The 22,187-nt window shown below is 62.4% G+C and carries 25 protein-coding genes; 18 read left to right on the top strand and 7 right to left on the bottom strand.

Annotation, left to right across the window (positions count from 1 at the left end):
• Positions 1–6: 6 nt before the first annotated feature.
• The gene (locus R4P70_RS07180; RefSeq protein WP_317830597.1) at positions 7–426 is read right to left on the bottom strand and encodes a hypothetical protein; all 420 of its coding nucleotides are present in this window, start codon (positions 424–426) and stop codon (positions 7–9) included.
• Between the two features lie 106 nt (positions 427–532).
• Here R4P70_RS07180 and R4P70_RS07175 point away from each other — a divergent pair, with 106 nt between their 5' ends.
• The 6 genes from R4P70_RS07175 to R4P70_RS07150 all read left to right on the top strand — a co-directional run bounded on the left by R4P70_RS07175 (position 533) and on the right by R4P70_RS07150 (position 6,142).
• Positions 533–856 carry a helix-turn-helix transcriptional regulator gene (locus R4P70_RS07175; protein ID WP_317830596.1) on the top strand — a complete coding sequence of 108 codons (324 nt, stop codon included), beginning with the start codon at positions 533–535 and terminating at the stop codon, positions 854–856.
• The gene (locus R4P70_RS07170) at positions 849–1,394 is read left to right on the top strand and encodes a hypothetical protein (RefSeq protein WP_317830595.1); all 546 of its coding nucleotides are present in this window, start codon (positions 849–851) and stop codon (positions 1,392–1,394) included. Before R4P70_RS07175 ends, R4P70_RS07170 begins: the two co-directional genes overlap by 8 nt.
• A 43-nt stretch (positions 1,395–1,437) precedes the next feature.
• Positions 1,438–2,334: an ATP-binding cassette domain-containing protein gene (locus tag R4P70_RS07165; protein ID WP_317830594.1), complete on the top strand. Its 897-nt coding sequence runs from the start codon at positions 1,438–1,440 to the stop codon at positions 2,332–2,334.
• Positions 2,331–3,524, top strand: a complete 1,194-nt coding sequence (locus R4P70_RS07160; RefSeq protein ID WP_019744870.1) for an ABC transporter permease — start codon at positions 2,331–2,333, stop codon at positions 3,522–3,524. Before R4P70_RS07165 ends, R4P70_RS07160 begins: the two co-directional genes overlap by 4 nt.
• Before the next feature lie 93 nt (positions 3,525–3,617).
• The gene (locus R4P70_RS07155; RefSeq protein WP_317830593.1) at positions 3,618–5,105 is read left to right on the top strand and encodes a carboxyl transferase domain-containing protein; all 1,488 of its coding nucleotides are present in this window, start codon (positions 3,618–3,620) and stop codon (positions 5,103–5,105) included.
• On the top strand, positions 5,102–6,142 hold the full coding sequence (locus R4P70_RS07150; protein ID WP_020908745.1) for a hypothetical protein: 1,041 nt from the start codon (positions 5,102–5,104) through the stop codon (positions 6,140–6,142). The genes R4P70_RS07155 and R4P70_RS07150 overlap by 4 nt, the downstream gene beginning before the upstream one ends.
• 36 nt (positions 6,143–6,178) lie before the next feature.
• Here the strand turns inward: R4P70_RS07150 and R4P70_RS07145 are convergent, their stop codons facing one another.
• Complete coding sequence (locus R4P70_RS07145; protein WP_020908746.1) at positions 6,179–7,450, bottom strand: MFS transporter; 1,272 nt, start codon at positions 7,448–7,450, stop codon at positions 6,179–6,181.
• 177 nt (positions 7,451–7,627) lie between these two features.
• On the opposite strand from R4P70_RS07145, the gene R4P70_RS07140 reads away from it, so the two are divergent.
• From R4P70_RS07140 to R4P70_RS07130, 3 genes are all read left to right on the top strand, one after another.
• On the top strand, positions 7,628–9,544 hold the full coding sequence (locus R4P70_RS07140; RefSeq protein WP_317830592.1) for a propionyl-CoA synthetase: 1,917 nt from the start codon (positions 7,628–7,630) through the stop codon (positions 9,542–9,544).
• 93 nt (positions 9,545–9,637) lie between these two features.
• The gene (locus R4P70_RS07135; RefSeq protein ID WP_020908748.1) at positions 9,638–10,483 is read left to right on the top strand and encodes a mycofactocin-coupled SDR family oxidoreductase; all 846 of its coding nucleotides are present in this window, start codon (positions 9,638–9,640) and stop codon (positions 10,481–10,483) included.
• Between the two features lie 301 nt (positions 10,484–10,784).
• Positions 10,785–11,294 carry a hypothetical protein gene (locus R4P70_RS07130; RefSeq protein ID WP_317830591.1) on the top strand — a complete coding sequence of 170 codons (510 nt, stop codon included), beginning with the start codon at positions 10,785–10,787 and terminating at the stop codon, positions 11,292–11,294.
• 7 nt (positions 11,295–11,301) lie between these two features.
• Here the strand turns inward: R4P70_RS07130 and R4P70_RS07125 are convergent, their stop codons facing one another.
• The gene (locus R4P70_RS07125) at positions 11,302–11,688 is read right to left on the bottom strand and encodes a DUF1304 domain-containing protein (RefSeq protein ID WP_317830590.1); all 387 of its coding nucleotides are present in this window, start codon (positions 11,686–11,688) and stop codon (positions 11,302–11,304) included.
• A gap of 87 nt (positions 11,689–11,775) precedes the next feature.
• On the opposite strand from R4P70_RS07125, the gene R4P70_RS07120 reads away from it, so the two are divergent.
• Positions 11,776–12,357: a TetR/AcrR family transcriptional regulator gene (locus tag R4P70_RS07120; RefSeq protein WP_317830589.1), complete on the top strand. Its 582-nt coding sequence runs from the start codon at positions 11,776–11,778 to the stop codon at positions 12,355–12,357.
• A gap of 46 nt (positions 12,358–12,403) precedes the next feature.
• A complete protein-coding gene (locus R4P70_RS07115; protein WP_317830588.1) occupies positions 12,404–13,045 on the top strand; it encodes a GNAT family N-acetyltransferase in 642 nt (213 codons plus the stop codon).
• Here R4P70_RS07115 and R4P70_RS07110 read toward each other — a convergent pair.
• The gene (locus tag R4P70_RS07110) at positions 12,995–13,585 is read right to left on the bottom strand and encodes a TetR/AcrR family transcriptional regulator (protein ID WP_020970457.1); all 591 of its coding nucleotides are present in this window, start codon (positions 13,583–13,585) and stop codon (positions 12,995–12,997) included. The genes R4P70_RS07115 and R4P70_RS07110 overlap by 51 nt on opposite strands.
• A 112-nt stretch (positions 13,586–13,697) precedes the next feature.
• On the opposite strand from R4P70_RS07110, the gene R4P70_RS07105 reads away from it, so the two are divergent.
• The 3 genes from R4P70_RS07105 to R4P70_RS07095 all read left to right on the top strand — a co-directional run bounded on the left by R4P70_RS07105 (position 13,698) and on the right by R4P70_RS07095 (position 16,042).
• Positions 13,698–14,936 carry an MFS transporter gene (locus R4P70_RS07105; protein ID WP_046379047.1) on the top strand — a complete coding sequence of 413 codons (1,239 nt, stop codon included), beginning with the start codon at positions 13,698–13,700 and terminating at the stop codon, positions 14,934–14,936.
• 134 nt (positions 14,937–15,070) lie between these two features.
• Positions 15,071–15,517, top strand: coding sequence for a hypothetical protein (locus R4P70_RS07100; protein ID WP_020970459.1), 447 nt, complete (start codon positions 15,071–15,073; stop codon positions 15,515–15,517).
• Positions 15,518–15,673: 156 nt separating this feature from the next.
• Entirely contained in the window at positions 15,674–16,042 is a 369-nt protein-coding gene (locus tag R4P70_RS07095) for a VOC family protein (RefSeq protein WP_020970460.1), read from the top strand.
• Between the two features lie 4 nt (positions 16,043–16,046).
• Here R4P70_RS07095 and R4P70_RS07090 read toward each other — a convergent pair whose 3' ends face one another.
• Both R4P70_RS07090 and R4P70_RS07085 read right to left on the bottom strand, forming a co-directional pair.
• Complete coding sequence (locus tag R4P70_RS07090; protein ID WP_317830587.1) at positions 16,047–17,393, bottom strand: deoxyribodipyrimidine photo-lyase; 1,347 nt, start codon at positions 17,391–17,393, stop codon at positions 16,047–16,049.
• Between the two features lie 10 nt (positions 17,394–17,403).
• The gene (locus tag R4P70_RS07085; RefSeq protein ID WP_317830586.1) at positions 17,404–17,991 is read right to left on the bottom strand and encodes a TetR/AcrR family transcriptional regulator; all 588 of its coding nucleotides are present in this window, start codon (positions 17,989–17,991) and stop codon (positions 17,404–17,406) included.
• Positions 17,992–18,067: 76 nt separating this feature from the next.
• On the opposite strand from R4P70_RS07085, the gene R4P70_RS07080 reads away from it, so the two are divergent.
• On the top strand, positions 18,068–18,445 hold the full coding sequence (locus R4P70_RS07080; protein WP_060938171.1) for a DUF952 domain-containing protein: 378 nt from the start codon (positions 18,068–18,070) through the stop codon (positions 18,443–18,445).
• On the opposite strand, the gene R4P70_RS07075 is transcribed toward R4P70_RS07080, so the two are convergent.
• Positions 18,442–19,437, bottom strand: coding sequence for an ABC transporter permease (locus tag R4P70_RS07075; RefSeq protein WP_317830585.1), 996 nt, complete (start codon positions 19,435–19,437; stop codon positions 18,442–18,444). The genes R4P70_RS07080 and R4P70_RS07075 overlap by 4 nt on opposite strands.
• Positions 19,438–19,526: 89 nt before the next feature.
• On the opposite strand from R4P70_RS07075, the gene R4P70_RS07070 reads away from it, so the two are divergent.
• From R4P70_RS07070 to R4P70_RS07060, 3 genes are read left to right on the top strand one after another with little or no spacing between them, the layout of a single operon-like run.
• Positions 19,527–20,102: a TetR/AcrR family transcriptional regulator gene (locus tag R4P70_RS07070; RefSeq protein WP_020970464.1), complete on the top strand. Its 576-nt coding sequence runs from the start codon at positions 19,527–19,529 to the stop codon at positions 20,100–20,102.
• A gap of 40 nt (positions 20,103–20,142) precedes the next feature.
• Positions 20,143–20,847 carry a response regulator transcription factor gene (locus tag R4P70_RS07065; RefSeq protein WP_003939853.1) on the top strand — a complete coding sequence of 235 codons (705 nt, stop codon included), beginning with the start codon at positions 20,143–20,145 and terminating at the stop codon, positions 20,845–20,847.
• Positions 20,844–22,187 carry a sensor histidine kinase gene (locus R4P70_RS07060; protein ID WP_020908761.1) on the top strand — a complete coding sequence of 448 codons (1,344 nt, stop codon included), beginning with the start codon at positions 20,844–20,846 and terminating at the stop codon, positions 22,185–22,187. Before R4P70_RS07065 ends, R4P70_RS07060 begins: the two co-directional genes overlap by 4 nt.

The following is a 22,187-nucleotide window of genomic DNA, read 5'->3' as shown; positions in this document are numbered from 1 at the left end:
CTGCAACTACAAGCGATCATTCTCCGGAAACGCCGCCTTGGGCATGAACTTCGGCCTGGCGAACAGCACAGACAGTTTAGTGGGCTGCGACTCCACCGGGCGATCGGACCGGTACAGCAACGCCTGCTGCGGGGTACTCACCCATTCGCTGGCGAAAATCTCACCGATACGGCCCACCGGCACGTGCGATCCATCCTCGAGTCGAACGGTGACGTCTGCCCCGGCGTCCGACTGGCCGTACACGACCCACCACGATTCACCCTCAACGTCCCCTGGAGTGTGCTGCCCGATACCGATGACTGCACCCTTCTCCATCGGATCGCGCCAGACCGCCTCGCGCCCTTGCGGTCCCACGCAGTAGCTACCATCCTCACGCACCTGCACGACCAGGCCGGACTCCTCGAGCACCAACTGTTCGACCACCATGCCAAGCCCCTTCCGTTGCCCGAACCTTATCCGCCGGCACGCCCCAGAAGCGGAACAATCGCGGTTCGTGTTGACAAACTGTTGGGTTTTTACAACACTTTGATGCATGAGCCCAGTCCGGCGGGGAGACGCGCTCCCCATCTTCAATCGCATCGGAGTGCTTCGCGCCGAGCGGAAGATGAGCCGGGCACAGCTTGCGCAACTCGTCGACGTGAATCCGCAGACGGTGGGGGCACTCGAACGCGGTGACCACTACCCCAGCCTGGATCTTGCATTCCGAATCTGCTGGGTGTTCGACCTCCCGGTGGAGGCGGTGTTCTCCCGGACGGAGTTCGGGCCGCTGTCGACGGAGGTCTACCGGAATGCACTGTCGACGGAGGTCTACCGATCTGACCGCACTACCGAGGGGAGTGAAAAGCCAAGTGCCTGAATCAAATCTGATCGACCGCTACCAGGCCCACCGCACTCGGCGGTTCCTGCAGAACGAGGAGACGTTCCGACATTGGCTCCCGAATTGGCGAACCCGTCGACGTCGGCGCGTACTCGTCGTCGCCCTGGCGGTCCTGTTCACCACGATGGTTGCCGTCAGCACAGCATGCCTGTTCAATCCGCTCTTCGCCGTGGCATGGCCGGTCCTCACCCTGCTGTTCCTGCCGACGTGGTCCTCACTTCAAATCGTGTCGGGCCGGCAAGGGGATGCTCCGCGGCAGGCGTTGGACGAATGGGAGATCCAGCAACGCAACGACGCCCGTTCCGTCGGGTTGAGCGTGACTCAATCGTTGGTCTTCATTGTCGCCATTTTCCTCATTTTCACCTCGTCGGTGCAGTGGAATGTAGAGAGACTGCCTTACTCGGGAGGTTTATTGGCACTGACTGCAATGCTGATCGGCGCGTGCACGCCCGCGATGATTCTCTCGTGGACCAATCCAGACCCGGATCCGATTGATTCCGAAGAGTTCGACCTCTGACCCGTATTACCGAAGCGCACCACTCGACCGATGGGAAGGACCCATGTCAGCCACCCTCACGATCGACAGCATCTCGAAACGCTACGGCGACGTCGTTGCACTCGACAACCTGAGTTTCGAAGTGCGACCAGGCGAGATCTTCGGATTCGTCGGCAGCAACGGCGCCGGCAAGACGACCACGATGCGCATTGCGCTGGGTGTGCTCGGAGCAGATTCGGGGGAAGTTCGCCTCGGCGGCAAACCCGTCGACCTCGACGTGCGTCGCACTATCGGATACATGCCGGAGGAACGCGGCCTCTACCCCAAGATGAAGGTGGGCGCGCAACTTTCCTATCTGGCCGAGCTACATGGACTCTCGAAAGCCGATGCGCATGCGGCGACAGAGCGCTGGACCGAACGTCTGGGTATCGCCGAACGCGTCAAGGACACCGTCGACTCCCTGTCCCTCGGTAATCAGCAACGTGTGCAGCTCGCGGCCGCGCTGGTTCACGATCCAGCGGTACTCGTTCTGGACGAACCGTTTTCGGGCCTTGACCCCGTAGCGGTCGATGTCATGAGTGACGTGTTGGTCGAGAAGGCTCGCACCGGTGTTCCCGTAATCTTCTCCAGCCACCAGCTGGATCTGGTGGAGCGCTTGTGCGATCGCGTGGGCATCATCAGCCGCGGCAGCATGCGAGAGATCGGAACCGTCGACGAACTACGAGGCAAGGGCGACGGCCGAATCGAAGTCTTCGCCCCTGACGCGCCGGTCGGCTGGGCACACCATCTGATCGGTGTCACCACACTGAGCCACCTCGACGGTCGAACGCTCCTGAGCGTCGACGGAACCGCCGACGATCAGCAGATCCTGCATGCAGCGTTGAAAACCGGACCGGTGCACGAGTTCACGCTACGACGTCCGTCACTGACCGATCTGTTCCGAGAGGTAGTAGCCGCATGAGCAACCAGTTGAGCGGAGGTCGAGCCATCGGGTTGGTCGCCCGACGCGAATTCATGACGCAGATCTCGAAGAAGAGTTTTGTGATCAGCAACGTCATCATCCTGGTCGCGATCGTCGGCGGCATCATCGCCTTCTCACTCTTCTCCGGCGGCGACGAGGACAAGTCGAAGATCGGCTTGGTCGGCAACCAATCACTCAGTGCCACGATGGTGTCCATCGGCGACACCCTCGGAAATCCGGTGACGGTGACGGAGGTTTCCGACGACGGAACCGCACGAAACCAGGTCAAGGACGGCGACCTCGACGTGGCCGTGATCGCTGGATCGGGCGGCGGCGTCACTGTCGTGACCAAGAAGGAAGTGCCCACGAATCTGCGCGCCGTCATCGAGAGTTCCGTTGCACAACAGGCACAATCGAATGCGCTCTCCGCCGCGGGGATCGATCCGGCTCAGCTCGCCGAAGCTACGTCCACCGCAGTGGTCACCATCGATGCCATCGATCCCCCGGATCCCGAACAGGGCCAACGCATAGCGATGTCGATCGCTGCTGTGGTGCTCCTGTACATGCAGATCCTGCTGTTCGGAACGTACGTGGCGATGGGCGTCGTCGAGGAGAAGTCCAGTCGCGTGGTCGAGCTGCTGCTCTCCACTCTTCGTCCGCTGCAGTTGTTGTGGGGCAAGGTTCTCGGAATCGGTGCTGTCGGCCTGATGCAGATGGCTGCCTATGCCGTCGCGGGCGTCGCCACCGGACTGGCGACGGGCGTCCTGACCGTGACGGGCACCGCGATCGGCGTTCTGTTCGGCACTCTCGGGTGGTTCATTCTCGGCTTCCTCTTCTTCGCCGTGCTGTACGCCGCCGCCGGGTCCATGGTCTCGCGGCAGGAGGACGTCAACGCCACCGCGATGCCTCTCGCGCTGCTCGTCATGGCGATGGTCAGCGTGGCTTTCGTTTCGGTGAGCAATCCAGAAGGAACCCTGAGCAACGTGTTGAGTTGGATTCCGCCGTTCTCGGCAATCCTCATGCCCCTGCGCATTTCCGCCGGCGTTGCTTCTCCGTTCCAGATCGTGGGAACAATTCTGCTGATGCTGGTCGTGACTGCTGCGCTGTCGATGATCGCGGCAAAGATCTACCAGCGCTCCATCCTTCGTATCGGCAAGGTCGTTTCGTGGAAAGAGGCGTTCGGACGCTGATTCTCCGGCGCACAACTGGCGCCACGCGATCCCGGCGGCACCCCGTCCAGGTAGGTTCATCCTGGACGGGGTGCTGCTTACTTGGAGGACGTTGTGCGAATCTCGGCCGAAGAACTACTCACTGCGGTACTCGATCCCGAGAGCTTCGTCTCTTGGGACTCCCCGCCCGTCGACGTCGGACCTGGCCCGAAATACGCAGAAGACCTGGCGAAGGCCCGCGAGAAGAGCGGAGTTGACGAGTCCGTCGTCACCGGTGTCGGTACGGTTCGGGGCCGTCGAGTCGCGGTAATTGCCTGTGAATTCAGCTTTCTCGCCGGTTCCATCGGAGTCGCCGCGGCCGAGCGGATCGTGACCGCCGTCGAACGTGCTACGGCAGAACAACTCCCGCTGCTCGCCTCGCCCACCTCTGGCGGAACGCGGATGCAGGAGGGCACCGTCGCCTTCGTTCAGATGGTGAAGATCGCTGCGGCAGTGGCTGTTCACAAAGCGGCACACCTGCCCTACCTGGTATACCTGCGCAATCCCACCACGGGCGGGGTCTTTGCCTCGTGGGGATCCCTCGGCCACATCACCGTCGCGGAACCCGGTGCTCTGGTGGGATTCCTCGGACCCCGTGTCTACGAATCGCTGTACGGCGAAAAGTTTCCCGACGGTATCCAGACGTCCGAAAACTTGTATCGGAACGGCGTTATCGACGGCGTCGTACCCGTCGACCGCCTCCGTCTGCTGGTCAATCGAGCGTTGTGCGTGCTCACCGATCCCCCGGCCCGGGCGGCCACGGACCCGATTCCCTCACCCGAGATTCCCGATGTTCCCGCCTGGCAGTCGGTGATGCTCTCGCGCCGGGCCGATCGACCCGGCATCCGGCAGTTGCTCCGCCATGCCGCAACTGAACAGGTACCGCTCAGCGGCACCGGGCAGGGTGAAACCGACAAGACGATCTTGCTCTCGCTCGCCCGCTTCCGAGGCTTTCCGTGCATCCTGCTCGGCCAGGACCGCAGTGGCCAATCCGCGCTCACCACGATGGGACCGGCCGCGCTCAGGGAAGCGCGACGGGGCATGAAACTTGCCGAAGAACTACAACTCCCGCTTGTCCTCGTGATCGACACTTTGGGCGCGTCGCTGTCCAAAGAAGCTGAAGAACGTGGACTGGCCCCTGAGATCGCCCGTTGCATCGCCGACCTCGTGACGCTGAAGACCCCGACAGTGTCGGTGTTGCTCGGTCAGGGAACAGGCGGCGGGGCGCTCGCGCTGCTGCCCGCCGATCGGGTACTCGCGGCACAGAACGGGTGGCTCGCTCCCCTGCCGCCGGAAGGCGCAAGCGCGATCGTCCATCGCGACATCAGTCACGCACCGGAGATGGCGGCAGCGCAGGGCATTCGTTCGTTGGATCTGCTTCGAGACGGCGTGATCGACGCGATCATTCCCGAAACGCCTGACGCGGCCGACGAACCCGTGGAATTCTCCAAGAGGGTAGGGGCTGCGATAGCGCACGAACTCTTCATGCTTGCCGAAGAGTCGGACACCGATCGCCAGTCCTCCCGTATCGCGCGCTATCGAAACCTGGGAGTTCCGCAATGACGACGAAGGACCGGAATGCGCTGACGCTGCCGCACAGTTACGACCGCGCGGCACTCGCTCGTTTCGAATTGTTCCTGTTCGCGGGCATCGCCACCGTGTTGATCACCCGCGCTTATCTGGCGGCAACGGGCTATCCCCAGATCGGGGGCGGCGCCCTCCACATCGCACACGTTCTCTGGGGCGGATTGCTGATGGCCGTCGCCATCGTCGCGACCGCCATCACCGAAGGCTCTCGCACGCGTGACCTGGCCACGCTCGTCGGCGGAATCGGATTCGGTCTCTTCATCGACGAGGTCGGAAAATTCGTCACCGCCGACGTCGATTACTTCTACCAGCCTGCCATCGCGATAATGTACGTCGTCTTCGTTCTCTTCTATCTTGCCGCGCGCGAGGTGGTGATTCGGCGCGGAATGAATGATCGTCATCGGCTCGCCATCGGGGCGCGAGCGCTCTCGGACCTCGCTCTCGGTCAGCTCGACGAGATCCAGTACAACCACGCCCTCCGCGTACTCGACGGCGTCGAAGACCGCAGCCTCACCGACCTCGTCGATTCGATCAAGGCCGGCCTGCATTCACAGACTCCGCCGACCGGCGGTATCGAATCGAAGATCACTCGTGGCCGCAACGCGTTCTTCCACCGTGCTGAGGAACTGCTCCGGCACCGTGTCGTCCGCCGACTGGTACTGACCCTGTTCGTACTGCAGGCTCTTCTGGCGATTGTCCAGGTGATCTACGCGTTGGTGTCCGAGAACGTCGTCGAGGCCGACGACGTCTCCGATCTGGTGGTCCAGATCTCCACCGTCGCAACCGGAGTTCTTGTGGTTCTGGGAGTGTGGTTCCTCTTCCGCGGTCCGTACCTGCGAGCCCTGAGACTCCTGCGTGCATCCCTCATCGTGAGCCTTCTGGTGACGCAGGTTTATCTGTTCACGCAGGACCAGTTCGGCGCGCTTTTCGGTTTCGCAGTGTCACTGTTCATGCTCGCGACTCTTCGCATCGCGATTCGAAGCGAAGAGGCCGCCGCGGCTCTACCGCAGTAATTCTCTACCGCAGTAATTCTCTACCGCAGTAATTCTCTACCGCAGCGAGATCGCCGGCCGACTCGGTAGATCGCGGATCCCGCGGAGCGGGCCTAAGAGCAGGACCAATCCACACGGCGCGATCAGGCAGGCCATGATCCACATCGTCCCGCGCGGTCCCACCGCGTCGCCGAGGTAGCCTGCCGTCAGCGCACCGAGCGGAATGCTGCTGTGCAGCAGGAACATACTCGTTGCCACTACTCGTCCGAGGCGGTCCGGCGGACAGTAACTTTGACGGAAACTGCCGAGCACCACGTTGCACGACACGACACCCGCAACCATCACCATGCCGCCGATGCAGAACCAGAACAGGCCGGCACCGTACGTCGTCAGAGGCGCCAACAGGATGAACGGTCCCGTTACCAACTGACAGATGAGAACGCTTCGGGCAGTGCCGAATCTGCGGCCGAGCGGGCGCGCGATCATCGATCCGACAATTCCGCCCACCCCGGCAATCGCCAAGAGAAGCCCGAGTCCGAACTCCCCCACACCAACCGTCTTTTCCAAGAACACGATCTGAATCGTGGTGTACCCGGTGAGACCGAAATTGAGCAGAGTGCCGTAGACGACGATCGACCGCAGATACGGATCACCGGCGACGAATCGCAGTCCGAGCGCAATCTGCCGTCGCAACGGTTCCCGCTGATTCTGTCCGCGATGGACGGTCTCCTGCACACGAATCAGCCAGATGCATACGAAGCAGAAGGCGAACGTGAACGCGTCGACAACCAGACCGGCCGCAAGCCCGACAGTTGCAACCACCAGCCCACCGACGCTTGGGCCGATCACCCGAGTTGCGGCCTCGGCGCCCTGAATCTTCGAGTTCCCTTCGACAAGATCCGCTTCGGCGAGCACCGTGGGGAGATACGAGTGATAGGCCGCCTGGAAGAAGACCGTGGCTGTACCGGTGAGCAGCGCGACCAGGAGCAGGTGGCCGTATGTCATCGCCTCCAGGAAGCCGGCGATCGCGAGGCTCGCGAAGAGCAGCGCGCACGCAGCGTTCGCGATCATCATGATCGGACGCCGTGGCAGCCGGTCGATCCAGGCACCGGCAGGTAGTCCGACGATCAACCACGGCAACCACACTGCCGATGCCAGCACACCGATCTGGAAGCTACTCGCGTCCAGTTCGCGAAGCGCGACCAGCGGCAGTACGACGGTCGTGACACCGTTTCCGATACCGCTGACTGCGTCGCCGGTCCACAGCAGTCGGAAGTCACGCAGAGCGAGGACTCCCCAGAAGCCTGCGCGTTGCGCTGCACCTGTCACATCGATCCCCCTTTCCGTCCCTGGCTTATCCCACCCCTACGCGCCACTGGCCGACGGGACGGGCCCGCCCGGCGCAAAGGGACGGTACCCGCACCGCTACTGAGGCGCACCGCACTGACGGTGACCTAAGGTGTTTCAGGTCACCGGTAAGCGAAGTTCACGAGAGGACACACGTCGATGAGCTCTTCCGAGCAGGCGTCCCACACCACGTATGCCGACGCATATCGCGAGAGCATGGATCAGCCGGAGAAGTTCTGGCTCGACGCTGCGCGGGCCGTCGACTGGGATGTCGCCCCCACGAAGGCTCTCGACGATTCTGCCGCGCCGATCTATCGCTGGTTCCCGGATGCTTCGCTCAACACGAGCTTCAATGCCCTCGATCGGCACGTCCGCGACGGCCGCGGCGATCAGACCGCGTTGATCTTCGACTCCGCGATGGTCCCAGCCAAGACGACCTACACCTACGCCGAATTGCTCGAGCAGGTCTCACTCTTCGCCGGCGTCTTGAAAGATCAGGGTGTGGTGGCGGGCGACCGCGTGATCATCTACATGCCGATGATCCCCGAGGCCGCGATCGCGATGCTCGCGTGTGCACGTATCGGAGCGGTGCATTCGGTGGTGTTCGGCGGCTTTGCGGCCAAGGAACTCGCAACCCGTATCGACGACGCCGGTCCAGTGGTGCTCGTGACGGCGTCCGGCGGCCTCGAACCCGGACGAACAATCGAGTACCTGCCGATGGTCGAGAAGGCTCTGCAACTGTCCGCCACGCCCGCGCACACCGTGATCGTGAAGAATCGCGAGCAGATTCCCGGCGCAGCTGCCGACTACAAGTCAAGTGCCGCAGCCTGGTTCGACTGGGACGAGCTGATCGCCGATGCAACTCCTGCCGACCCGGTGTCGGTCGCCGCGACGGATCCGCTCTACATTCTCTACACCTCGGGAACGACCGGTAAGCCCAAGGGCGTCGTCCGGGACAACGGTGGCCATGCCGTTGCCCTGACGTGGACGATGAAGAATCTCTACGACATCAGCCCCGGCCAGGTCTGGTGGACCGCCTCAGACGTCGGTTGGGTGGTCGGCCACTCCTACATCGTCTACGGGCCATTGCTCGCCGGAGCTACGACGGTCATGTACGAAGGCAAGCCCGTCGGGACCCCCGATGCAGGTGCATTCTGGCGCATCATTTCCGAATACAAAGTGTCGGCACTCTTCACCGCTCCGACAGCGATCCGCGCGGTCCGCAAGGCCGACCCGGATGCAAAAGAGCCTGCCAAGTACGACATCTCGTCGCTCGACACACTGTTCGCGGCCGGCGAGCGCTTGGATCCCGACACCTACGAGTGGGCTACTCGGATTCTCGATCGCCCGGTGGTCGATCACTGGTGGCAGACCGAAACCGGTTGGGCCATCTGCGCGAACCTGCGCGGCCTCGAACCGATGGAGATCAAAGCAGGCTCACCCACCGTCGCCTGCCCCGGATACCGCGTCGAAATCGTCGACGGCAAGGGCGAACTCGTGGGTCCGGGCACCGAGGGCAACATCGTGATCGGCCTGCCGCTTCCTCCCGGAACACTCGCCGGACTGTGGCGTGACGAGGACCGGTACGTGAAGTCCTACCTGTCGACTTTCGAAGGCTATTACCTCACCGGCGACTCCGGATACATCGACGAGGACAACTACGTCTTCGTGCTCGGACGAAGTGACGACGTGATCAACGTTGCCGGACATCGCCTTTCGACCGGAAGCATGGAGGCCGTCGTCGCCGGCCACCCGGCTGTCGCCGAATGCGCGGTCATCGGCATTCACGACGAACTCAAGGGGCAACGCCCCAGCGGCTACGTCGTGCTCAAGTCCGGCGTCGACATCGATCCCGAAACACTCCGACAGGAACTAGTCGCCCGGGTGCGAGACCAGATCGGTGCCGTCGCCACGTTCCGGGACGTCACCGTCGTCGCTGCACTACCGAAGACTCGTTCCGGCAAGATCCTCCGCAAGACCATGCGGCAGATTGCCGACAACGAGGAGTACACGGTCCCGTCGACCATCGAGGACGCGAGCGTACTGGACGAGTTGTCCAAACTCCTTCGCGGATAAGGATTCAGAGAATTCCCCTGCCTGGCTCGCGTCGAACGTAGCAGTATGAACACGTTCCAGTTTTCAACGATTCAGACGGGCAGGGGAAGTTCGATGGGCAATTTGGACGGTCAGGTCGCATTCATCACCGGAGCGGCGCGCGGTCAAGGGCGCGCACATGCCGTCAAGCTCGCGTCCGAGGGCGCGGACATCATCGCGGTGGATCTGTGCGCGCCGGTCGCAACAGCGGGGTACGACATGGCCACCGAAGCCGACCTCGACCAGACCGTCGCCCTGGTCGAAGCTCAGGGCCGGCGCATCGTCGCATCCGTCGCGGACACTCGCGACCTCGATGCCCTGAAATCAGCGGTCGACGCCGGAGTCGAGAAACTCGGCCGACTGGACATCGTGATCGCCAACGCGGGAATCGCGGCGTCGGCGAAATTGTCCTGGGACCTGAGCGCCGAAGAGTTCCGCGAGCTGATGGACATCAACGTCACCGGCGTTTGGTTGACGACCAAGGTGTCGATTCCGCACATCATGAACGGCAATCGAGGTGGATCCATCGTGTTGATCAGCTCGATGGCCGGGCTTCGAGGCGTGCCGGGTATCGCACACTATTCCGCGTCGAAGCACGCCGTTCGGGGGTTGGCGAAGTCTCTGGCCAACGAACTCGGCTGGGCGGACATTCGGGTCAACTCTGTACACCCGGGCAATGTGCGAACGACGATGATCGACAACGAACCGATGGTTCGTGCGTTCCGTCCAGACTTGGAGAATCCTGTCCTCGCCGATACCGCTCCGATCATGTCGAAGCTGAATCTGCTGCCCCACCCGTGGGTCGACCCCGAAGTGATTGCGGATGCGGTGTTCTATCTGGTGGGGCCGGCAGGGCGCGGGATCACCGGCATCGCGTTGCCGATCGATCTCGGCACCTCGGAAAAATTCGCCGGCGGCTGAAGGCCCGAACTGATGCAGAATTGCCTCTGCCGGATGGGTCTCGAGCACCATCCGGCAGAGGCAATTCCGGCTTGATCAAGCCTTCGTAGCAACAGAACAAGTAGTCGACAACCTCATAGGCGCTCCTCGTCTGGCGTGGGAAAAACCGTTGTGGGATGCGCAACAAACCCAAGACCCAGCGTAGAAGCATTTGGCCGCAAACGCGCGTCATTCGGCACTATTTTTTTGGATTCGGGCATACTGGACAACGCTCCCACCACGTATTATGGACCCGAGTTCACACTTACAGGGGGTAGGCACAGTGACGGTCAAATACGCCGCAAAAGACCCGATTCACGGAAAAGTCGAGATCTCGTTCGATGTCGACACGGGGGTCGTTGACGTCCGAAACGGCAACTCACACGCTCTGCTGACGCGTCGAGTCGATTCCCCGCGCCGCGAAGGCACACCCATCGGAACGCGCGCCGCCGCCGACTTGTTCTTCACTGTCGGTGGCGACGAAGTCGAACTCACTGTCGGCGAAGGGTTTCTGTCCCGTCGCTCGTACTCTGTCTCGGCACTCGTCGACGGCGTGAGTTTGAACTTCGCCCCAGTCGACGACGCGAACAGTGCATTCACCCGCGACGGATTGCGGATCGGGCACTTCTCCAAGAACGAGGAATCCGATCCCAGACAGACCGACGCAGTCTGGTCGAGCACGCCGAGCACCGACGAACTTGTCATCGGTTACGCCCTGGCCGAAGCCTTCGATTGCGGAGCACTCAACGGTGCTTTTGCGTTGATCGAATCACTGGTGCTCGGCGGCGGATAGAGACCACTCAAAGCAGGTGGATTACCAGCAGAACAACGGCAATAGCTGGGAAAAGCATCTGCACGACGGCTGCGCGGGCTTTGTCGGGAGACGAGAGAATCAGCACCAATCCCGCGGCAACCATCGATCCTGTGCCCGCCAGGACGAGGGCAATTCCGACCGACGCGGAGCCGGTCGCCGCAATCACGATGCCGACCGCCGACACGATCGCCAGGAAAAGGTTGTAAAAGCCCTGGTTGAAGGCGAGCGGCTGCGTGGTGATCGCCTCTTCCTCGGACTTCACGCCGAACGTGGCGCGGGTCTTCGGTGCCGTCCAGAGAATCGATTCGAGGACAAAAATGTATACGTGCACTGCTGCGGCCAGTCCCGCGAAGATGTAGCCGGCGACGTCCATCGGTGAACTCCTGTTGCTTCGAGTGAATTCTGTATCGTTCGGTCCAATATATACTGGACCGAACGATACAGAAAGAGCGAGGCTTTGATGGGCAGATCACAAGAATTCGACACAACAGCCGTGGTCGCTGCCGCTTTGGACGTTTTCTGGGCACGCGGATACGAAGGCGTCTCACTCGGAGACCTCGAATCCGCGACGGGGCTGAGTCGGTCAAGTCTCTACAACTCGTTCACCAACAAGCGCGGATTGTTCGACGCCGCCGTGCAGATGTACCTCGAACATGTCATCCGGCCACGTCTGCGCGGCCTCACGACAAATCCCGGGGCAGACGCCGTCGACGACTACCTTTACTCGCTTGAGCACGCGATCGGCACCATGACCGCCGACTCGCCTCGGCGCGGTTGCCTACTTCTCAATACGGCTGCCGGACTCGGCGCGCACGACGATGCGGTGGCAGCCGTGATCCGCGCCTATCGGCAAGAACTTGCCGTTGCAATTCGCAGCGGGCTACAAGCCACATTTCCGACCGAGACAGACGCCACGCTCTCAGACCGCACTCGAATCCTTCTCTCCTGCACAGTAAGTGCACTGGTCCTCGCGCGAGTTGACACCGAAGAGGCGATCGCAACTCTGGAATCTGCGCGCCGCCTGAACGAAGAGTGGCAGTGATAGCGACATGAGTTCACATCGTTGCCCGCAGCCGGACCGGTAGGCGATGATGCTTCACATGCCCAAGTTGACCACCCCCGCGATCGCCACTGGCTATCTCGAGGGGATGGACCAACCCTCGATCCGCGTCGGGACTTCCGCGATTCTCCGACCGTGGACCCACGACGACGCACCGGCCGTCATGGAAGCCTTTCGCGATCCGTCGATTCAGCGTTGGCACATCCGCCGCGCCGACTCGATCGACGAAGCACGGGGTTGGCTCACCCAGTGGAGAGACGGGTGGGCAAGCGAATCCGAATGCCATTGGGCGATTACCACTCCCGAGACGAATGAACTCCTAGGCCGAATCGCAGCCAAGGGGGTGAATTTGTGGGACGGCACTGCCGAGCTCGCGTATTGGATGACCCCAGCGGCACGAGGCCGTGGACTCTGCACCCAGGCCGTAACTGCACTGTCCGAGTGGGCATTCCGCGAAGTAGGGTTTCATCGATTGGAACTCGCACAAATCGATCCACAACCCACGATCGTGCCGAGTCGCCACCAAAGCAGGCTTCAGCGAAGAAGGTGTTCGACGAGGCTCCGCCAGGCACGCCGACGGCTGGCACGACATGCACGTCCACGCCCGGCTACGCAGCGATCAGCCTTCGGCACCGACCCGCGCCGCGAGCGCAAGTGTCTGATCCACTAATTCCGCAACTCGCTGCGGCGCGACCGGTTCGAGGTCGAACAGAATTCGGTAGATGATCGGTGCCACCACGTGGTCCACTACCGAATCACCATCCACGTCAGCAGCTTCCGGCCAACGAGCTAGTATCACGTCGATCTGTGTCCGACAGAAAAAGGCGCACTTGAACTTCTTCGTGCCGTCCGGTGCGTGCGTCTGGTCGTCGCTCATCAGCACATCTCGCAGCGATGCGCGACCGACGGGCGCAGACATCTCCTCCAGATAGTCCTGCGCCCAGATCGTCAGATCCCCTCGGAGCGAACCCGTTTCACGCGGGTCGGCGTCCGGTCGCAATCTCTCGATCGAGACGTCGGCAAAGACTTCGTTGATGTCGCCCCACCGCCGATAGATGGTCGACGGGGTCACACCCGCATCGGTCGCGATCATCGGCACCGTGATCTCTGCCCGATCACGCTGTTCCAACAACTTGCGCGCCGACGCATGCACTGCCTGTTGGATGCGCGCACTGCGGCCACCGGGGCGCGGACCTGCGGACGGACTCATAAATCAATACTAACGCAAAGATGTTGCATTAGGCTACGGCCAGGCGTAGCGTCCCAAACGCAAAGTATTTGCGTTTGAAGTCTTCACCACCCGCACGGGAAGCGCTACGACAATGACAACGACCATTTCACCACCGACCGAGAGCACTTCACGCCCACGCTTGGGGCGAGGCGTCGCTTTCACACTCATCGCCGTCATCATCGCTACGTTCCTGGGCGCCTCCGCGACCCCGACACCGTTGTACGAGCACTATCAACAGTTGTGGGGATTCTCCTCGCTCGCGTCGACGCTCGTGTTCGGCATCTACGCTCTCGCATTGCTCGCCACGCTCTTGACCGCCGGATCCCTGTCCGATCACATCGGCAGGCGCCCGGTCCTGCTCGGAGCGCTCGCCTTGGAGGCGGTCTCGCTCGCCCTGTTCGCCTCCGCCGATGGTTTGACCATTCTGCTGATTGCCCGGGTCGTGCAGGGTGTTGCCACCGGCGCTGCAATCAGCGCTTTGGGTTCGGCGTTGATCGACCTCGAACGCACTCCGGGACGCGGATCGATTATCAACAGCGTTGCTCCGACAGTGGGGCTTGCCGTCGGAGCCGTGGGTTCGAGTCTCATCAGCGAGCACCTGCCCAGGCCAACCAGCACTGTCTACCTGGTCCTTCTCGTACTCGTCGTCCTCGAGATCCTCGGGGTTTGGGCCGCTCCCGAGACTTCGGGCGGACGCCCCGGAGCCTGGCAGTCGCTACGCCCCACCCTTGCTGTTCCTCGCGAGGCCCGAACCATGATTGCGCTCACTGCACCGTGCCTGATCGCGGTCTGGGCGCTGGGCGGTTTCTACCTCTCGCTCGGACCGGCGCTGGCGCGCAACGCACTTGACGTTCACAGCTCGCTCATCGGTGCCATCATGGTCGCAACACTGACGGGATTCGGAGCCGCAGCGGTGCTCACCTTCCGCAAACTCGGCGGCCGAACCGTGATGCTGATCGGAACCACCGCCTTGGTGCTCGGGGTGGCAGTCACACTCATCGGTGCTGAAACATCCTCTGCAGTATTGATTCTGGTTGGTACGGCTGTTGCCGGGATCGGCTTCGGAGCAGGATTCCAGGGAACCATCCTCACTGTCATGCCGCTGGCCGAGAACCACGAACGCGCGGGGTTGTTGTCCACCGTCTACGTCATCGCATATCTGGCCAACAGCCTTCCGGCATTGCTGGCCGGCTACCTGGTCGGCAAGGTGGGGTTGGTGGATACGACGCGTGGCTACGGCGCACTCGTCATGGTTCTCGCGGCCGCCGCACTGATCGGACTGCTGGTCACCGGCGAGCGAAAGGTCGAAGCTGTCTCCGTGTCGGAGTAGGTGTCCCCCGATCGGTGGACACACCGTTCCTCCTGCACAGGGTCCCGGAAGTGGACATACGACATCGATCCACTCCGACATCATTGTCTTCGAGAGAGCCAACCGAACGCTCACCCGGACAAAGGACACCGACGATGACGAACCCACGCTACGTAGTTGCCGCAATCACAGCTCTGGCCGCCGGCGCCCTCACTTTGGGATTGAGCGGAATCGCCAGTGCCGGAACTCTTCCCACGACCGGCAACACCATCACGATGACGATCAGCAACGACACCGAACAGACAATTCATCTCGAAGGCGCCGACAACCCCTACGGACAGTGGATGCAGAGCCCACGCCAGTCGCTCGCGCCCCACGAGACCGAGATCGTCACGGCATACAACCAGGACCCGCGCGGCCTGACGGTCGACGTCGTCTATTCCACTCCCGGCGGCGGACAAGCCGTCTTCATGGCCAACGACTATCCCCAGTTCGACACCGACGGAACTCGCACCACCGACCCTGATCACTACTTCATCTCGAGCTACATCGACGGCTACTACCCGAACCTGAGCGTCGGGTACCACCTCAGTGCGGTGTGACTGCAGCAGTCGTCATAAGTAATCCATCTGCCTCTCAGACGCACTCGTTCTTGGACATTCGTCCGGCGCGCGGGAAGTGTTGAACACGGCCCCGCACGACCAGGCACACGCCCCGCTGCCGGTGGCCCGAACATCAACGGGAGAGGGAAAACCACAGTGCGACTACCCAACCAGTTTCTGATCTACGTCAGCGATGCCGCCTCCGCAGCAGCGTTCTACGGCGAATTGTTCGACGCGAAGCCTGAGGTCCTCAGCCCTCGGTACATGACCTTCGACCTCGGCGGCGGCGTGGTCCTTGCACTGTGGAGCGGCAAGTCCCGCGACCTCGATCCCGCGACTCCGCGCAATTTCGAAGTCGGCATATTGGTCGACGGCGGGAGCAATGAAATTCGGGCGATCTACGACGAGTGGGTGGCCAAGGGTGTCGAGGTCGTCGAAGAGCCAAACGAAGATGTCTTCGGTCTGACATTCGTCATTTCAGATCTGGACGGAAACCGCCTCCGCGTAGCGCCCGCAGATCACTGAGCACTCAGCCCTTGATCTCGCCGTACCGGCGCAAGGCTTCCTCACGCTCATGCGCGTGATCGACGATCGGGTCCGGGTAGTCGACCGGGCGCATCGCCTTCAACGAGTGGACGGCCTTCCCGGGAACATCGCGGAGTTCGGGAACCCACCGACGGACGTATGTGCCGTCGGGATCGAACTTCTCTCCCTGCGTGATGGGGTTGAAGACGCGGAAGAAGGGCGAAGCATCTGTGCCCGACCCTGCAGTCCACTGCCACCCGTGCTGATTGGAGGCCAAGTCACCGTCCACCAGATGCGACATGAAGAACCGTGCGCCACGCCACCACGGAATGTGTAGGTCCTTCACCAGAAAAGACGCGACGATCATTCGCACCCGATTATGCATCCAGTTCTCAGCCGCGAGTTGCCGCATGCCGGCATCCACGATCGGGAAGCCGGTCTTGCCCTCACACCAGGCCGTGAAGGCGGCGTCTGCGTCCACTCCACCGTCGTGACGTAAACGGTCGAACTTGTCGTCGTAGTTTTTCCGCGCGCTGTCGGGGCGTTGAAACAGGATGTCTGCGTAGAAGTCTCGCCACGCCAACTGGCGACGGTAAGCCTGAGCGCCGTCGCCCAGTCGCTTGGAGAGATCTGCCAACATCGTTCGCGGATGGATCGTGCCGTACTTGAGCGGAATCGACATCCGACTCGTGGTGTCGAGGTCAGGCCGATTTCGTTCGTCGTCGTACCGGTCAAGATCGTTCGCACAGTATTCTTTCCACTGTTCGAGGGCGCCGACCTCACCGACGAAATCGCTGACGGCGGCGGATGGCGCGGGGATACTCACCCGGCGCGGGCCACCCTCCTTGTCGCTCGGATCGAACCAACGGACCGTCTGCGCATCGGTCGACGCGGGGCCCCGCCAACCGTGTTCCATCCACTGACGGAAGTACGGCGTGAACACCTTGTACGGATCACCGTCCGCCTTGGTGACGCGTCCGGGCGCCACGGCATACGGAGATCCGGTGGCGATCAACTCCACCTGCTCCGCCACGGCCGCGTCGCGCCGTCGGCCGTAGGGTCCGTAGTCGGCACTGATGTGAACTTCTTCGGCGCCAACGGATTCCGCTACACGGGGCACCGCGTCCGCCGGATCACCTCGAACAACCATCAGTTTTCCGTCGAGTTGATGATCGAGCGCCGTCAAGTTGGCGAACAGTTGATCCTGGCGGGGTGAGCCTGCCGGTCCGAGCAGGTTCTCGTCGAGAACGAACAAACCCAACGTCTGCCCGCCGGCATCCGACGCTGCACTCAGGGTGGGAAGGTCACCTACCCTCAGATCACGTCGAAACCAGACCACAGAGTTACTCACCCAGTCGAGCCTACCGATCAGATCCCAGAACGCATCCCACCGCACGAGTTGCAAGTTGCGCAGCTCGTTCTGTTGTCGGTTCGGAAGCGAGCCCGAGCAGTCGCTGCCGGTGCTCCTCCCCGAGCAGCAACGTGTACAACTGATCCGCGCACAGCGCAGCCTTCTGGCCGTGCTGATCGATCAATATCATCTCCAGAAAGGCAATCGACTTGGCCGGGCCGGATTCGTAGAACGCGGCGGCCAGTTCCGGGAACTGCACGGCCTCGCCGATCATCATGCGGTGCAGCGCAATCGAGTTGTCGCTGTGCAGGGCGACGACGATGTCCACTGCAGCGGCGAGCAGGTCCGACTGGTCGCCACCGGCGTTCTCGACATACGCGTGCTGACGCGAAACAGCAGCAGCGAAGACCGCGGATTTGTCGCCGAAATAGCTGTACACGGTGCGCTTGGCGACGCCGGCCGCCGTGGCAATGGCGTCGATGGTCGTTCGAGCGAACCCGACTTCTCGAAACGAGTCGACCGCAACGTCGAGAATCTCGTTGCGTCGATCAGCTCGCTCCGCGTCGCTGGTTCTCCCACGTCTTCGCGGTTGCTCCATCAAGTCCCCTACTACCGTGCCACTCAATTAATGCTACGTTGACGTTTCATTATTTCGAACACTACAGGAGCACTGCATGACCGGACAACGACTCGTCCACGTCGCCATCGCCGACGACTGGGAAGCGTGCAAGCGTTTCGGTGAGTACGAGGTCTCGACGCGCGGAATCAGTTACGACGAGGCGGGATTCATTCGCGCAACCACCCCGGACGCGCTCGATTCGGTGCTCGATCTGGTGTTCGGCGACCTCACGTTGCCACTGATCGTCGCCGTCATCGACCAGGACGCTTTGACCTCCGCGGGCATCAACGTCGAATGGGAGGCGGGCAAGCCCCGAATCCTCCGACCTCTACCGATGGACGAGGACACCGTGGTCGTCGAACTGGTCGTGGAACGCGTTGACGGGGCCTGGCCGATTCCCGACCTGACCCCGTACGCAAGCCCCGCCGGCTAGACCAGCGCAGCCTCGGGTTCGACCACGGGGGTCGACGCCTTCTTCCGGCCGGCGGCGACGCACAGCGCGATCCCGACGGCAATCCAGCACACCAGCACCAGAAGTGGCGTGGCGGCGCCATGGCCGTCGAAGAACGCCATCGAACGGACGGATGCTCCTGCGGCGCCAGGTGGGAGCAGCTGCCCCAATGCACCCCAGCCTGTGGGCAACCACGCGGCAGTTGTCGCCATCCCCGAGAGTGGGTTTCCGATGAACATCATCGTGACGGCACCCAACGCAAATCCCTTCATCCCGAGCAGGGATTCGAGTCCCAGAATGGGCAGCGAGATGGCCGACATGCCCATGGTGAGTGCGAGCGCGGTGAGCAGGTAGTTTCCGTCAAGACTGTTGGTGCCGAACTGCAGAATGGCAGTCAGTGCAAAACCCGCGACAACCGCGACGCCGGCAGCGCCCAACACTCGCTTGACAATGCTGCGCGGAAACAGTTGCACGAGAACAACAGCAGGCATGATTCCGCCGAACACCAAGGGCAAGGCCAATGCCGTGAGCCCAGCACCGGTCGGGTCGTCCGCAGTCAGCGGCACAACGTCTTCGACGGGCACCTTTGCCCCCGAGGCCTCCGAGAGGCCGTTGGCCACCCCGGTCAGGGTCTGGGCGATCGGGGTTCCGCCTGCAGTCGCGATCAACACGTGAGGACCGTTGGCATCAACGGCGATTCCGCCGACCACGTCGCGATTCCGAATCGCGTCACGCAGGGCGTCGGCGTCAGCGAATTCTCGAGTATCGAAGGCGCCTTGCTTACTCGCCTCGAGCGAGGTGCTGATCTGTTCGGTTGCCGGAGCTGGACCGGTGATGCCCAACTTCAGTTCGTGCGGGCCACTGTTGACCGAGGGCAGTACGAAGGCAAGCAGCATCAGCCCGATCACGGCGGACAAGCCCAACACCACAGCCACCAACTTCTTGCGGTCCCGTGCTTCAACTTCGGCGTTCATAACTACCTTCCCTAAGTGGAAGTTTTTCCTCCACTATTTGTGGAAGATATTCCTCCGGTTATGATGAACTGTCAATACCGGAGGTGAATGTGCGAGCCGATGCACGTGAACGCAGAAACGCAATAGTCGACGCCGCACGAGCGGTGTTCACCGAGCGCGGGCACGACGCGCCCCTCGACGCAGTCGCAGAACTCGCGAAAGTGGGCATCGCCACGCTGTATCGGAACTTTCCGACGCGCGAGGACCTCGTGACCGCCGTCGCCGTCGCAACACTGACCGATGTTCGCGAGGCTGCCGACATCGCACTCACGGCAATGTCCACCGATCCCACAAACGCGTGGCACACGCTGGTGGACCGCCTCGTGGAACTGCGCCTGGGTGCGCTCATTCCTGCACTGGTGGAACGCAGTTTCACCGAGCTGGCGCCCGAAGTTCTGGCGGTGCGTGAGGTGACGAAATCGAAGATGACCGCGACGATCGGCGCCGCTCAGAGCGCCGGACTGGTTCGCGCCGATCTGCAACCGCTCGAATTCGTCATGGCTCTGGCCAAACTGACGCGCCCGCAAATCGAATTGTCCGACGAGGCCATGCCGAACCTGGTCCCGCGGTTGGTCGCGGTGTTCATGGCCGGTTTGCGTCCGGACGGTACCGACTTGCCGGTCTGATCGGCGAAACCCGACGTACCAGGCAAGGCACAATGGGACTGTGACCGAGATACCGAAAATCCTCGTAGTCGACGACGACGCAGACGTCCTGACCTCACTCGAACGCGGATTGCGGCTCTCGGGATTCACCGTACTGACGGCAGTGGACGGCGCCGACGCGCTCCGAGTGATCTCCGACAAGCGACCGGACGCGGTAGTCCTCGACATCAACATGCCGGTGCTCGACGGCACCGGCGTGGTGACGGCGCTTCGTGCCGCCGGCAACGAAATCCCGATCTGCGTGCTCAGCGCACGCAACTCGGTCGACGATCGCATCGCCGGGCTCGAATCCGGCGCAGACGACTACATGGTCAAACCGTTTGTCCTCGCCGAACTGGTTGCCCGGATCCGCGCAATGCTCCGTCGCAGCAACACTCCGGCCGGCGATCACTCCGAGGGAACGAACACCCTGCGCGTCGGAAACCTCGACATCGACCTCTCCGGTCGCCGGGTTCGTGTCGACGGCAAGGAAGTACCGCTCACCAAACGCGAATTCGAGCTACTCGAAGTCCTCGCTCACAATTCCGGCATCGTGCTTACTCGCGAACGTCTCCTCGAACTCGTGTGGGGCTACGACTTCGTGGCCGACACGAACGTCGTGGACGTCTTCATCGGCTATCTGCGTCGAAAGTTCGAATCCGGCGGTTCACCTCGTCTGCTGCATACCGTTCGCGGCGTCGGGTTCGTGCTTCGGGAGAACCCGTGAAGCGTCGCCGCTTCTCACTACGAACTCGCGTTGCCGCGGCCGCGGCACTGGGGGCGACGTTCATCGTCATCGCACTCGGCGTGGTCGTTGCACTGGCTATCGCACGAAACAATCTGGCGCAGTTGGACCGTCGCTTGGAGACGGCATCGACGGTCATCGTGGCCAATGCGGCAACAGCGGGACCTTTTCTCGGCGCATTCGGAGACGGCGGAGCGTTCTCCGTGACCATCCGCTCCGACACCGACGGAACCGTCAAATCCAGTACCCCGACGCGACTGCCCGAATTACCGGTCGGCTCGGCGACCGTCGACGTGGACGGTACGAAGTACCGGGCTTACACCGCCGAGGCCGACGGAATCAATGCCCTGGTCTCGCTGGCGGTTCCCTATGCCGAGGCGCGGGACATCACGGTCGACCAACAGCGTCAGGTTGCGTTCTTCGGCGTCGGAGCCGTAGCGGCCGCAGCCGCGTTGGGATGGTTGTTCGGTGGCCCGGCGGTGCGCCCACTCGTGGAATTGACCCGCCGGATCGCCAGGCGAGATCCCGATCTCGCCACCGAGGTTTCCGGCATCCGTGAAGCGGACGAGCTTGCCGCAGCAGCAGAATCGATGCTCAGCGACGTCGCCCGGGCACAGGCCGCGACCAACTCGGCCCTTGCTGCCGCTCGGGACTTTGCTTCCGCGTCGGCTCACGAACTCCGAACTCCGTTGACGGCGATGCGAACCGACATCGAAGTGTTGTCCATTCACGATCTCGACCACGAGCAGCGACGTGAGATCCTCACAGATCTGGCCCGCGCACAGGGCCGCGTCGAATCGACTCTCCGGGACCTGGAGCGACTGGCGAAGGGCGAGTTGTCGACGGCTGAGGACTTCAAGGACACCGATTTGACCGAGGTATGCGACATCGCGGCCGACGATGCACGACGCCACCACCCGAGCGTCGATGTCAGCGTCGTCACGGTGGATTCCCCACTCCCCTATTGCATCCGGGCCCTTCCCGGCGGAATCCGGTTGATCCTCGACAACGCGATCACCAATGCAGTCCGCCACGGCGGCGCGAGCACGGTGCGCATCACCCTCGCCCGCCCGGTCGATTCACCGGACACCGTCACGATCACGATCGACGACAACGGTTGCGGAATACCGGCCGAGGAACGCTCGAGCGTCTTCGAACGCTTCACTCGCGGATCGACGGCAGGCAAGACGGGTTCCGGTTTGGGCCTGGCACTGGTGGCGCAGCAGGCGGCCCTGCACGGCGGACGTACGACATTTCACGACAGTCCGCTCGGCGGGGCTCGCCTGCTGGTCGAACTCAGGGATCAGCCCGGACCCGAATAG

It is taken from the genome of Rhodococcus sp. IEGM 1241, from assembly GCF_033142365.1.
Classification (GTDB): domain Bacteria; phylum Actinomycetota; class Actinomycetes; order Mycobacteriales; family Mycobacteriaceae; genus Rhodococcus_F; species Rhodococcus_F erythropolis.
The sequence above is the reverse complement of the archived record's forward strand: the minus strand, read 5'-3'. Positions and strand labels throughout refer to the sequence as shown.